The following is a 12,276-nucleotide window of genomic DNA, read 5'->3' on the forward strand; positions in this document are numbered from 1 at the left end:
CCGGTGGCGGCCGCGGCGAGGCCCGCGTCGGGTTCTCCGAACGGGGTGAGGCAGAGGATCAGATCATGGGCGCGCACAGGGGAGGTCATGAGACTCCGACACAATCGGCGAAAAGCACGGTGGGGGTTTGTGCGGCGGAACTCGTCGGTGCGAGGGCATCGGAAACTAGCGAGGGGCTACTCGCGGGTCAACAACGACGGCCGTCGCGCGCCCGCCGTGGCCTTGATCCGGCCAGCCCGCCGAATTCGCCGCAAGCGCCGAGAAATCGGCGCTTCCGGGTCATCGGCGCGGGCGTCCGCTCACCCGAGCCCACGCGCCACATCGCCACAAGTCCGTCAAAGCGCGCACCTGCTTCACCCTTCACTCACCCGGCCGCAACACGGCGTGACATCGGGACCGTGTCTGTAAATTCCGCATGACCTTTGGCTCCTGGCGAGGATGTGCACGGGCCGGAAAGCGCCAGAAGACCTGAAATGAGCCCGGCGCCGGAAAACACGGGAGGGGCCCCTGCTCAGGGGCCCCTCCGTCCTGCGGACGCGGCTCAGTCGCCCGCGTGGCGGACGGTGCCCGCCGCCAGCTTCAGGTCCTGCTGGAGCGTGGAGTACGCCGGCTTCGGCCTCAGCTTCACGTCGTAGAGGAGGCCGTAGCCCTCTCCGCTGAACGTGTCCGGGATCCAGGAGTCGCCGTCGTAGACGCCCCAGGCCGTGAAGGAGACGCACTGGCGGACCAGTTCGCAGCCCTTGAGCAGTTCGGAGAACTCGTAGGGCTGGGCGTACTGGGCGAGCGCGTCCGTGGGCACCTGGTCGGTCGCGTCGCCGACGAAGGTGCGTACGTCGGCCTCGGTGACGGCGACCTTCAGGCCCAGGTCGCCGAACGCCTGGAGATCGTCCTGGTACCGGCGGGCGTCGAAGCCGTACTGGGTGTCGAGGTGGCCCTGCTCGCCGATGCCGTCGATCGGCACGCCCTGCGCGCGCAGCTTCTTCACGAAGTCGTACACGGCCTGGAACTTGACGTTGGTCCCGTCCTCGCCGGTGATGTTGTAGTCGTTGTACATCAACAGGGCCTTCGGGTCGGCCTTGTGCGCCCAGCGGAACACGTCCGCGACGACGCCCGGGCCCAGATGCTCGATCCAGAAGTCGTCGGCGTTCAGACCGTCGGCCCCCGGGGTCTCCCAGGAGTTGGCGAAGACCTCGTTGGCCACGTCCCACTGCCACACCTTGCCCTTGAAGTGTGTGACCTCGTCGGTGACATGCCGGTGGAGGATGTCACGCAGCTGGGTGTCGCCGATGGAGCCGTTCGCGACGCCGGTGGTCAGCCAGCCGGGCAGCTGGTTGTGCCACATGAGGGTGTGGCCGCGGACCGCCTGGCCGTGCTGCTGGGCGAACCGCACCAGCTCGTCCGCCTGCTTCCAGTCGTACACGCCCCGGCTGGGCTCCACGCTCTCCCACTTCATGGCGTTCTCGGGCGTGACCGTGGAGAACTGGCCGGCGACGATGTCGGTGTAGGGCTTGTCGGCGCCCAGCTTCGCCGCGTCGACCGCGGTGCCGATCCGCAGGCCCTGCTTCGACGCCAGCGCCCGCAGGGAGGTGTCGGCCGGACCGCCGCTCCCGCCCGCGACCGCGACGGCGGCGGGCACGAGCAGCAGGGCGGCGGCACCGGCGGCGACGAGCGTGGATCTGCGGCGAAGCTGCTTCACGACGGGCTCCCGGGGGTTCAGTCGGCCTCGAAAGTTTCGGGCCGATGTTCGATCGGTGGTGCAAGCTAGACCGCGCGATCTCAGCGCGTCAATGGGCCTGCACAGCAGGGTTCACATCGACTTCGGCCCCCGTCGACGGACCGAAATTTTCGAAGCGCGCAGGCCCGCCGACCTGCCGACCCCGGGAACGAGGAGGGGCCCCCGACGCACGCCAGGGGCCCCTCTTCAGCGGTCAGCTCAGCCGTTCGGCCGCAGGGTCCACACCACCGTCATCTCCCCGGTGACGGCGCCGTCCTCGCGCTCGATGGCGATGGCGACCGGGAACTCCGGCCGGCCGCCCGCGTCCAGCTCGGCGACGACCTCGGCCACCGGACGGCCCAGGGTCGCCGTCGCCGTCACCGGCCCCATGGCCAGCTTCTTGTAGCCGATCTCGGCCCGGACCGCGAGCGGCACCGCGCGCGAGAGCTGGTCGCCGAAGGCCGTGAGCACAATGGCGCCGCTGGCGGACTCGGCCAGCGTGAACATCGCGCCGGCGTGGGGTCCGCCGATGTGGTTGTGGTAGTCCGGCTGGTCCGGGAGCCGCAGCACGGCGCGCTCCGCGGTCACCTCGACGAACTCCAGGTTCAGGGTCCGCACCATCGGGACCGCGGTGGCAAGCATCTCGCCCATCGAGGCGCTGTCAACAGTCATGGGCGTGATGTTACCGGCCAGTAAGCGTTGCTGACCAGCGCGGTCTCCACCCGTCCGCCAGACCCTTCACACCGCTTCGCTACGGCCCTGACGAGATCCCGTGACCGAACCGTGCCGCCGCCGCACTAGTGTTGTCGGCCATGTGGCCAGATCAGCAGCCGCCCGGGGGCGCGCAGAACCCGCAGCAGAACCCGTACCAGCAGCCGGGTTATCAGCAGCAGCCGAATCCGTACCAGCAGCCGGGGTACCAGCAGTACCCGCAGGGGGGCCAGCACCCCGGGGCCGGTCAGCAGCCGGGAGCCGGTCAGCAGCCGGGGCCGGGGCAGTACCCGGGGGCCCCCGGCCCGTACGGGCAGCAGCAGCCCCAGTGGGGGCAGCAGCCGCCCACGGTGCCGATCCAGCAGTCCCCGCAGGGCGGCGGCAACGGCGGCGGCAACCGTACGAAGCTGATCGCGATCGTCGCGGCCGCCGCCGTGGTCGTCGCCGCCTGTGTGACCGGTGTGCTGGTCCTCGGCGGTTCCAAGGACGGCAAGGACGACAAGGCGGACGGCAAGCACACAGGGACCAGCCAGTCGCCGACCCAGGCGTCCTCCAGCCCCGCCTCCACCGACAACCCGCGGGCCGCGGAGAGCGAGAAGCCGACCGTGCCGGGCTGGAAGGTCGTGGTGAACCCCAAGTGGGGCATCGCCTATGACGTGCCCTCGGACTGGCAGGCCCAGGCGCCCGACATGGAGGTGGGCTTCGAGGACCAGAAGTCCACCGACGGCAAGCCGCTGATCGTGATGTCGGGCACGGCCGAGGACCAGCCCAAGTTCTGCACGTCCGACGACGACAAGGACGGCCGCACCGACGACACCCCGCTCGCGGTCGTCGGCAGCAAGGGCGCAAGCGGCGCGAAGAACACCGACCAGATCGCCGTCAACACCCCCGCCTGGTGGGTCTACGGCGGCTACACCCAGCCGGACAAGAAGACCATCACCTTCGACAAGAAGGCCACCCCCTTCACCACCACGTCCGGCATCAAGGGCAGTTACGCCTGGGCGAGGTCGAGCGGCACCCCGCAGAAGGGCAAGTGCGCGACCGACGGCAAGGCCCTCACCTTCGGCTTCCAGAACTCGGCGCACGACTACGTGTCGTTCAACTTCTATGGCGCCAAGGGCATCAAGGACGAGGTCCCGCAGGCCACGATCATGAAGATCCTCGGCTCGGTACGGCTGCACGGCACCCCCACGTCGGACTGACGCGGGGCACCGGGCGCGGCGGACGGACGCCCCCGCGCCCGGCTTCAGCCGATGCCGAACGAGCCGCCCGGCGGCACCGGCGAGGGCACCGCGTCCGCGTCCTCGACCGGTCCCGCGCCGCCGATGAACTCCCGTACGGCGGCGCCGTGTTCGACCCGCGCGGGGAAGACGTCCGCCGCCACCCGGCGGGCCAGTGCGGCGACGTCCGGCACCCGGTGCGAGGCGATGAGCACCGCGTTGCCGAACCGCCGCCCGCGCAGCACCCCCGGCTCGGCGACCAGCGCCAGCTCCTCGAAGACCTCGGCGAACGTGGCCAGTTGGGAGCGCAGGAAGGCGAACGGCGCCGCGTCCGCGAGGTTGGCGAGATAGGTCCCGCCCGGCCGCAGCACCCGCTCGGCCTCCCGGGCGTAGGCGAGGGTGGTGAGATGGGCCGGCACCCGGGAGCCGCCGAAGACGTCCGCGATCAGCACATCGGCCGCGTCGTCCGGCGCGGCCGACAGCCAGGCGCGGGCGTCGGCGGCGTGCACCGCGACGCCCGCGCCCTTCGGCAGCGGCAGATACTCGGCGACCAGGTCCAGCAGCCCCCGGTCGGCCTCCACGACGTCCTGCCGGGAACCGGGCCGGGTCGCCGCGACGTACCGGGGCAGGGTCAGCGCTCCCCCGCCCAGGTGCAGCACGTCCAGCGCCCGGCCCTCGGGAGCCACCGTGTCCAGCGCGTGCCCGAGCCGGCGCGCGTACTCGAACTCCAGGTACGTCGGCTCGTCCAGGTCGACGTACGACTGGGGCGCCCCGTCGACCGTCAGCAGCCAGGCACGCTCCCGGTCCACATCGGGCATGAGCTTGGCGGCGCCGTGGTCGGTGGTGCGGAAGACGGGTATCTGCTCGGTCACGGGTTCATTGTGACGCGCCCCGCGGGGGCCCTACGAACCGACCGACAGCACGGTGCCCGCGCCGACCGTCCGGCCGCCCTCCCGGACCGCGAAGCCGAGCCCCGGCTCCAGCGGAACCTCGCGCCCCAGCTCGACGGTCATCTCCACCGTCTGACCGGGCCGGGCCACGGCCGCCGCGCCGAGGTCGACGTCCCCGACCACGTCCGCGGTACGGATGTAGAACTGCGGCCGGTACCCCGTCGCGATCGGTGTCGTCCGACCCCCCTCGCGCCCCGACAGCACATACACCCGCGCCGTGAACCGCCGCGCCGGCACCACGCTGCCCGGCGCCGCCACCACATGCCCCCGCCGCACCGCGTCCCGGGGCACGCCGCGCAGCAGCACGGCCACGTTGTCCCCGGCCTGCGCCTGCGACATCGGCTTGCCGAAGGTCTCCAGGCCGGTGACGACGGTCTCTACGCCGTCCGCGCCGAGCACCGCGACCCGGTCCCCGAGCGTGAGCGTGCCGCGCTCCACGGCGCCGGTGACGACCGTGCCCCGCCCGGTGATGGTCAGCACGTTCTCCACCGGCATCAGGAACGGCGCGTCGAGATACCGCTCGGGCATCGGCACATAGGTGTCCACCGCGTCGAGCAGCGCCTCGACGGACGCCGTCCAGCGCGGGTCGCCCGTGAGCGCCCCCAGCCCCGAGACGCGTACGACGGGTACCGCGTCGCCCGCGTAGCCCTGCGCGGTGAGCAGGTCGCGGACCTCCAGCTCGACCAGGTCGATCAGTTCCTCGTCGACCGCGCCGTCCGCCTTGTTGAGGGCGACGACGATGTGGTCGACGCCGACCTGCCGGGCGAGCAGGACGTGCTCCGCGGTCTGCGGCATGATCCCGTCGAGCGCGGAGACGACCAGGATCGCCCCGTCGAGCTGCGCGGCGCCGGTGACCATGTTCTTCACATAATCGGCGTGACCGGGCATGTCCACATGGGCGTAGTGCCGGGTGTCGGTCTCGTACTCGACGTGCGCGATGTTGATGGTGATGCCGCGCGCGGCCTCCTCGGGGGCGCGGTCGATACGGTCGAAGGGCACGAAGGTGCCGGTGCCGCGCTCGGCGAGGACCTTGGTGATGGCGGCGGTCAGGGTGGTCTTGCCGTGGTCGACATGACCCATGGTGCCGATGTTCAGGTGCGGCTTGGTGCGCACGTAGGCCGTTTTGGACATGGCTGTACCTCGAAGCCTTCGCTGTCGTACGGAAGTCGGGACCCCGCCGGATGGCCGACCCTCCCCCTGCGGGGTCCGCCGGACGATCCGGGGAGGGTCAGCTTCGGGCGCCGTCGACAGCGGCCGCGAGCGTGGGAACGGCAGCCTTCGGCACATCCGCGACCGCGGATGCTGCGAGGTGGAAGGCGTACCGGAACATGAGGTCGATCATCGCCGACGGGGTGTCCGGCGTCGAATGGTTTTCCACCGGTTTCCGGGCGGCGGTCCTTCCCGCGCGCGGGGCGGGTGCGCACAGACGACCGGCGCCGCCCCTGGGTGGGGCGGCGCCGGTGCGGTGCGGAGGGTGCGTCAGACCTTGCTGTGGCGGCCCCGCTTGTCGCAGCCGCCCTTGTCGTCCGGCCTGCCGTAGACGGGGCACGGGGGCTCCGGCCGCACGGTGACCGTGACGGTGGCCGAGGCGGGCTCGCTGGCGATCTCCCGGCCCTGCGGGTCGGTGGCGCCGGCCTGTGCGATGTTGGTGATCCGGCACTCGACGGTGCCGCCGTCACCGCCGCCGCGGTTGCCGTTGTCCAGGCAGATGTCGATGTCGGCCTGGGTGATCTGGTACGAGCCGTGGCAGGTGGTGGTCCCCCCGGGCGCCAGCGTGGTGTCGTCACAGGTCACCGTGGCGACACGGTCGTCCGCGACATGCACGTCGTGCAGCTGGGTGCTGCCGGTGTTGGTCACGGTGTACGCGTACTGGACCGTGGACCCGGCCTGGTACGGACCGCTGGAGACGACCCGCTTGTGCAGCGTGAGGTGGGGCTGCCCGACCGGGATGGTCTGGTACGTCTCCGGCGAGGTGACGGTCTCCCCGTTTCCGGTACCGGTCGCCGTGGCGGTGTTGGTCACGGAACCGGCCGTGCCGTCGGCCGCGGTGATGGTGTAGGTGCCGGTGCAGGTGGTGCTGTCACCGGTCTCCTCCGCCGGGGCGAGCGTGGTCGACTCGCAGGTGATGTTCTGCACATGGTCGTCGTGCACCGCGACATCGGTCAGCTCCACACCGCCGGTGTTGCGGACGGTGTAGCGGTAGGTGACCGTCTGCCCGACCGAGTACGGGCCGGGCGTCTCCACCTGCTTCTCGACCTCGATGCCCGGCCGCTGCTGGATCGGGACGCTCTCCGAGGATTCCGGCGAGGTGACCGTCTCCCCGTCGGAAGTGCCGGTGGCGGTGGCCGTGTTGTCGATGGAACCGTGTGCGACGTCCGCGGCCGTCACCGTGTACGTGGCCGTACATGTGACCGTCTCACCGGGCGCGAGGCTGGTCACCGGGCAGGAGACCGGGCCGACCTTCGGGTCGTCGACGGCCAGGTCGTCGATGGTCGTATCGCCCGAGTTGGTGACCACGAAGTCGTACGGCACCTGCGAACCGACCGTCAGGTCTCCGGGCAGCGGCTGCCTGGCCTGCTTCACGAGGCTGAGCTCGGAGAGCGGCTGCTCGGTGGCGACGACCACGTTGCGGATGAGATGGGTGTCCGTGAACAAACCGGTGGAGGCCGCGAAGCCGAACTTGTAGGTCTCCGGCACGGGGGTCGGCGCGGCGGTCTGGAGCACCTGCTGGAAACCGTTGCCGTCGTTGAAGTCGATGGACACGGTGACCTGCGGGTTGGGCGCCGGGGTGATCACCACGTGCACCCGGCGGCGCGAGGGCTCCAGGTCCGCCTCGGCCTGGACCGGGTCGCTCGACACCGTGGTGGTCGGCCCCTGGAGCTGCCCGGGGAGGGTCGACGGCCAGGGCCCGGTGGTCGAGAAGTTGCTGGTGGTGGCGGTGAGGAAGCAGTAACCCTCGATGCCGTCACCGGGACCGCGCAGCGTGACCATGTTCTGCCCGGGCGCGGGCACATGGAAGCTGGTGCCCGCGGGCGAACGCTGGCCGGGCGGACAGCCGTTGCCGCGGTGCTCCCAGTCGCCGAAGTAGTTCCCGAGGACGTCGAGCCCGACGCCCAGGTAGCCGCTGTCCACGCCGGGCTGGAACTCGGCGTTCGGGTCGTCGTCGGGCAGCTTCTGCGCATAGCCGAGGCTGCCGCCGAAGGCACCGGGGTGGGTGAGGTCCGTGTCGCCGTTCACCAGGAAGAAGGAGATGCCGTCGGCCGGGGCGATCTGGCCCGTGGTGGTCCCGTACTGCCACTGGTCGAAGGTGACGTCGAGGCCCTTGGTGGCGGGCAGCGCGTGGTTGTAGAGGACGGCGCCGGACTGGTCGGTCGAGGAGTCCGTCAGCCGGAGATAGCCGTGCGGGTCCGCGTTGTTGGGCGGTTCCGGGCCGATGCCCTCCGTGCAGCCGCCCAGCGGGTGGTCGCCAGGACCCGGCAGGGCGCCGACCTGGGGCGCGCCGGTGAGGCAGGCCGAGCCGACGCCGGTGAACTCCGGGGCCGTCGCGTGCATGAACGTCTCGTCGAGCAGGGTGGAACCGCCCTGGCGCGGCTGCGGCTGCGGCTGGGCGAGGGCACCGGTGTCCAGCGCCAGCGAGCCGCCCACGCCGAAGGCGAGGGTCAGCGCCGCCGCGGCGAGCCGGGAGGTCCGCGCGGGTCCGCCGAGTGGGGACGAGCGTTTATTTCGCTTCATGCGCAGCATACGTAGCAGTCACGCTCCGTGATTGGCTGCTGCCGGGCCGCACGTGTCCCCGTCAAGTACCCGGTCAGCCGCACCGGTCCACGTGGACGACAGGACTGTCCGGGGCGCCCTCTATCATCGGCGTCGGCCGTCGATGTCTCCCAGGGGGTCACGTTGCTCGATGCCACCACCCTCCCCGCGCCGCCCGTGCCCCGCGCGGGGTTCACCGCCCGCTGCACCCGTGCGCTGCTGTCGCCGTGGGCGCGGTTGTCACTGCTGCTGGTGCTGCTCGCGGCCGCGGGCGCGCTGGTGCTGCTGTTCGATCCGCAGCGCCTGCTGACCCAGGGCTGGCCGCCACGGGCGGGCGGGCTCATGGCGGTGCTGGCCTTCGGGGCGGGATACGGGCTGTGCACGGTGGCGTTCGTGCCGCGGCCCCTGCTGAACCTGGCGGCGGGCGCGCTGTTCGGCTCCCGGCTGGGCCTCGGGACCGCGCTCGCCGGGACGGTGCTCGGGGCCGGGGTGGCCTTCGGGCTCGGGCGGCTGCTCGGGCAGGACGCGCTGCGCCCGTTGCTGCGCGGCCGGTGGCTGCGGGCCGCGGACGGGCAGCTGAGCCGGCACGGGTTCCGGTCCATGCTGGCCGCGCGGCTCTTCCCGGGTGTGCCGTTCTGGGCGGCGAACTACTGCGCGGCGGTCTCCCGGATGGGCTGGCTGCCGTTCCTGCTGGCGACGGCGCTCGGTTCGGTCCCGAACACCGCCGCCTACGCGGTCGCCGGCGCCCGTGCCTCGGCGCCGACGTCGCCCGCGTTCCTGCTCGCGATGGCCTGCATCGCCGTACCGGCCCTGGCGGGCACGGTGGTGGCGTGGCGGCAGCGGCATCGGTTGCGCGGCAGGTGACCGAGGTCCGTCGACCCTGGGTCAGACGGCTTCCAGGATCATCGCGTTGGCGAGGCCGCCCGCCTCGCACATCGTCTGGAGGCCGTAGCGGGCGCCCCGTTCGCGCATCGCGTGCACCAGGGTGGTGGTCAGCCGGGTGCCGCTGGCGCCGAGCGGGTGGCCGAGGGCGATGGCGCCGCCCTTCACATTGACCTTGTCCAGGTCGGCGCCGGTCTCCTGCTGCCAGGCGAGGACGACGCTGGCGAACGCCTCGTTGACCTCGAACAGGTCGATGTCGCCGAGGGAGAGGCCGGCCCGGGCGAGCACCTTCTCGGTGGCCGGGATGACGCCGGTGAGCATCAGCAGCGGGTCGGAGCCGGTGACCGCGAAGCTGTGCAGCCGGGCGAGCGGGCGCAGGCCGAGCCGGGCGGCGGTCTCGCTGGAGGTGATCAGGACGGCGGAGGCGCCGTCGTTGAGCGGGCTGGTGTTGCCCGCGGTGATGTTCCACTCGATCTGCGGGAAGCGCTCGGCGAAGTTCGGGTCGTGGTAGGCGGGCTTGAGGCCGCCGAGGATCTCCGGGGTGCTGTCGGGCCGTACGCACTCGTCGCGGGTGACGCCCTCCAGGGGCGCGGTCTCGGCGTCGAACAGCCCGGCCTCCCAGGCCGCGGCGGCCTTGCGGTGCGAGGAGACCGCGAAGGCGTCCATCTCCGCGCGGGTCAGCGACCACTTGGCGGAGATCAGCTCGGCGCTGATGCCCTGCGGCAGCAGGCCCTCGGGGTAGCGCGCGGCGACGCCGGGTCCGAAGGGGTCCTTGCCCGCGGGCACGTTGGACCACATCGGCACCCGGCTCATCGACTCCACACCGCAGGCGACGACCATGTCGTACGCGCCGGCGATCACACCCTGGGCGGCGAAGTGCACGGCCTGCTGGGAGGAGCCGCACTGGCGGTCCACCGTGGTGGCCGGGACCGTGTCGGGCAGTCCGGCGGCGAGCACGGCGTACCGGGTGGTGTTCATGGCCTGCTCGCCGACCTGGTCGACGGTGCCGCCGATCACGTCGTCGATCAGCGCCGGGTCGATGCCGGAGCGCTCGACCAGGGACTTCAGTGTGTGGGCGAGCAGCTGGACGGGGTGGATCTGCGCGAGGGCGCCGGTGGGCTTGCCCTTGCCGATCGGGGTGCGTACGGCCTCGACGATCACTGCGTCTCGCATGGTGCGGCCTCCTGCGGCGGAGCGGGCTCGTTCACGAGCGTGGTTACCGGTGGGTAGGGAATCCGAACTCACCATAGCCCTGTGAGTTGGAAAATCAAACCCACCCGCCGACGCGAGGGAACCCGCACCGTTCGCAAGGGTTGGAAAACCAAACTCTCAATTAAACTGGGCCGCATGGCCGCTCCGAAGGACCCGCGCCCCTGCTCCATCGCCGACACCCTCGCGGTGGTGGGAGAGAAGTACTCCCTGCTCGTGCTGCGGGAGGTGTGCCTGGGCAACGGCCGGTTCGACCAGCTGGCGCGCAATATCGGCGCCCCGCGCGACATCCTGGCCACCCGGCTGCGCCGGCTCGTGGAGGCCGGGGTGCTGACCAGGCGCGCCTACAGCGAGCACCCCCAGCGCTTCGACTACCGGCCGACCGCGGCGGGCCTGGAGCTGGAGCCGGTCCTGATGGCGCTCAAGGAGTGGGGTGACCGCCATCTGCGGCACCACACCGATCTGCCCATGACCATGGAACACAGCTGCGGCCATGAGCTGGTCCCGGTGGTCACCTGCCGCGCCTGCGGCTCCCCGGTCCATCACGACGACCTGACGGCCCACCCGCAGACGCCCGGCTGGACGGTGAAGGGCCCCGTGGCGACTTCCTGAACTCCCTTACCTGACAAGGCAGTTGACCCATTCGCCACCGACCCCACAGGGCGCCGCACCCCATTTCGGCCATCTCCGGGACACCCGCCACCGTCAACTCAGTCCGGCATATGCCATCTGAACTGGGCCGACCGCAGGGCCCGATCGGCCGCGTCGGTGACCAACCACATACGTTCTGCGTAGCGGTGCGGTAGCGCAGTGTCAGACCTTGCCCCTACGCTGTTCCCCATGTCCCCCCATTTCCCGCCCCCTGGTTCCGCACGGTCTGCCGCCGAGGTGAACGAGCAGATCCGGGCGCTCTGGCTGCGCACGGGCGGCTCCCTCTCGGCCCAGGAACGCGCGGAGTACGAGCTGCTGGTCGTGGAGTGGGCCAAGGCGATCCGCGAGGAGATCATCAAGGCCGCCTGACCACTCCCCGCGCCCTACGCCCGCAGGCGGGCGAGCATGTCCTCCCCGACCGGGTACGCCCGCTCCTCGGGCAACAGCGCCCCGGCCTCCTCAGGCTTCCCGGCGCGCACGGCCGCGTGCACTCGCCGGGCCAGCGGGGTCACGTCCTGGATGCCGACGATCCACTCATCGGCGTACCGCCGTGCGGCCTCCCCGGCGAGCCCGAGTTGCAGCGAGCGACAGGGCAGCGCGTTGTGATGCAGATCCCGCTCCGGATCCCACTGCACCCGCGCCGGCGCCCTCCCCAACTCCCGCTTCCAGGCCGCCCGGTCCGTGTGCACCCCGGACACGTAGTGCGACAGACAGGCATGCCGCAGGGCCCACTCGAACCCCGCCCGGTCGATCTCGACCGCCAGCACGGTCTCCTGCCCCTCCTTGGTGCCCCAGCCGCAGCGGTACATCATCCACAGGAACGACGGCTTGATCCAGGTCATCCGGTCCCGCTTCCACTCCCCCGGAAACCGCCCGTCCCGGGCGGCGGCCAGGCCGATGCCGGGGCGGTACGCCTGGTAGACGGTGATCGTGGTGTCCGTGTAGCGGGCGCGGATGCGGAACTTGGGTTCGGCGGCGAGGAATCGATCGTTCACGCAGGACAGGTTCGGCGGTCGGGCCTGGTTCCGCCACCGGATTTCCCGCTCGTCCGAATCGCCGAATTTCGCCGCATGGCTCTTGGCTGCGTCCCCGTCGTGGCGAAGACTGAGCCGATGACGCAGCGTGCGGAACTCGCGACCGTACTGGACCGGCTGGCCGTGGACGAACTGGTCACCGCGTACGCGGTGAC

The 12,276-nt window shown here is 71.4% G+C and carries 11 protein-coding genes and 1 pseudogene; 5 read left to right on the plus strand and 7 right to left on the minus strand.

What is annotated here, in order from left to right:
- Positions 1–541: 541 nt before the first annotated feature.
- Together CCN72_RS13875 and CCN72_RS13880 are read right to left on the minus strand one after the other, a co-directional pair.
- A complete protein-coding gene (locus tag CCN72_RS13875) occupies positions 542–1,696 on the minus strand; it encodes an endo-1,4-beta-xylanase (RefSeq protein ID WP_086807796.1) in 1,155 nt (384 codons plus the stop codon).
- 237 nt (positions 1,697–1,933) lie between these two features.
- Positions 1,934–2,386, minus strand: coding sequence for a DUF4442 domain-containing protein (locus CCN72_RS13880; RefSeq protein WP_086807797.1), 453 nt, complete (start codon positions 2,384–2,386; stop codon positions 1,934–1,936).
- 140 nt (positions 2,387–2,526) lie between these two features.
- On the opposite strand from CCN72_RS13880, the gene CCN72_RS13885 reads away from it, so the two are divergent.
- Positions 2,527–3,627 (plus strand): DUF8017 domain-containing protein, encoded by a 1,101-nt coding sequence (locus tag CCN72_RS13885; RefSeq protein ID WP_086807798.1) that lies wholly within the window; start codon positions 2,527–2,529, stop codon positions 3,625–3,627.
- A 44-nt stretch (positions 3,628–3,671) separates the two neighbouring features.
- On the opposite strand, the gene CCN72_RS13890 is transcribed toward CCN72_RS13885, so the two are convergent.
- The 3 genes from CCN72_RS13890 to CCN72_RS13900 all read right to left on the minus strand — a co-directional run bounded on the left by CCN72_RS13890 (position 3,672) and on the right by CCN72_RS13900 (position 8,327).
- The gene (locus tag CCN72_RS13890) at positions 3,672–4,517 is read right to left on the minus strand and encodes a spermidine synthase (RefSeq protein WP_086807799.1); all 846 of its coding nucleotides are present in this window, start codon (positions 4,515–4,517) and stop codon (positions 3,672–3,674) included.
- A 30-nt stretch (positions 4,518–4,547) separates the two neighbouring features.
- Positions 4,548–5,726, minus strand: coding sequence for an elongation factor Tu (tuf, locus tag CCN72_RS13895; RefSeq protein ID WP_086807800.1), 1,179 nt, complete (start codon positions 5,724–5,726; stop codon positions 4,548–4,550).
- A gap of 348 nt (positions 5,727–6,074) precedes the next feature.
- Positions 6,075–8,327, minus strand: coding sequence for a DUF7507 domain-containing protein (locus tag CCN72_RS13900; protein ID WP_143664097.1), 2,253 nt, complete (start codon positions 8,325–8,327; stop codon positions 6,075–6,077).
- Positions 8,328–8,489: 162 nt separating this feature from the next.
- Here CCN72_RS13900 and CCN72_RS13905 point away from each other — a divergent pair, with 162 nt between their 5' ends.
- A complete protein-coding gene (locus CCN72_RS13905) occupies positions 8,490–9,209 on the plus strand; it encodes a TVP38/TMEM64 family protein (RefSeq protein WP_086807802.1) in 720 nt (239 codons plus the stop codon).
- 21 nt (positions 9,210–9,230) lie between these two features.
- Here CCN72_RS13905 and CCN72_RS13910 read toward each other — a convergent pair whose 3' ends face one another.
- Positions 9,231–10,400: a thiolase family protein gene (locus CCN72_RS13910; protein ID WP_037658069.1), complete on the minus strand. Its 1,170-nt coding sequence runs from the start codon at positions 10,398–10,400 to the stop codon at positions 9,231–9,233.
- Positions 10,401–10,574: 174 nt separating this feature from the next.
- Here CCN72_RS13910 and CCN72_RS13915 point away from each other — a divergent pair, with 174 nt between their 5' ends.
- Together CCN72_RS13915 and CCN72_RS13920 are read left to right on the plus strand one after the other, a co-directional pair.
- A complete protein-coding gene (locus tag CCN72_RS13915) occupies positions 10,575–11,048 on the plus strand; it encodes a winged helix-turn-helix transcriptional regulator (protein ID WP_086807803.1) in 474 nt (157 codons plus the stop codon).
- Positions 11,049–11,276: 228 nt separating this feature from the next.
- Positions 11,277–11,456 (plus strand): hypothetical protein, encoded by a 180-nt coding sequence (locus tag CCN72_RS13920; protein WP_085562683.1) that lies wholly within the window; start codon positions 11,277–11,279, stop codon positions 11,454–11,456.
- Positions 11,457–11,470: 14 nt separating this feature from the next.
- Here the strand turns inward: CCN72_RS13920 and CCN72_RS13925 are convergent, their stop codons facing one another.
- Entirely contained in the window at positions 11,471–12,082 is a 612-nt protein-coding gene (locus CCN72_RS13925) for a DUF4291 domain-containing protein (RefSeq protein ID WP_425276145.1), read from the minus strand.
- Positions 12,083–12,199: 117 nt separating this feature from the next.
- On the opposite strand from CCN72_RS13925, the pseudogene CCN72_RS40485 reads away from it, so the two are divergent.
- Positions 12,200–12,276: pseudogene (locus CCN72_RS40485) on the plus strand (nuclear transport factor 2 family protein); the annotation flags it as partial.

The organism is Streptomyces murinus, assembly GCF_002154555.1.
GTDB lineage: Bacteria > Actinomycetota > Actinomycetes > Streptomycetales > Streptomycetaceae > Streptomyces > Streptomyces murinus.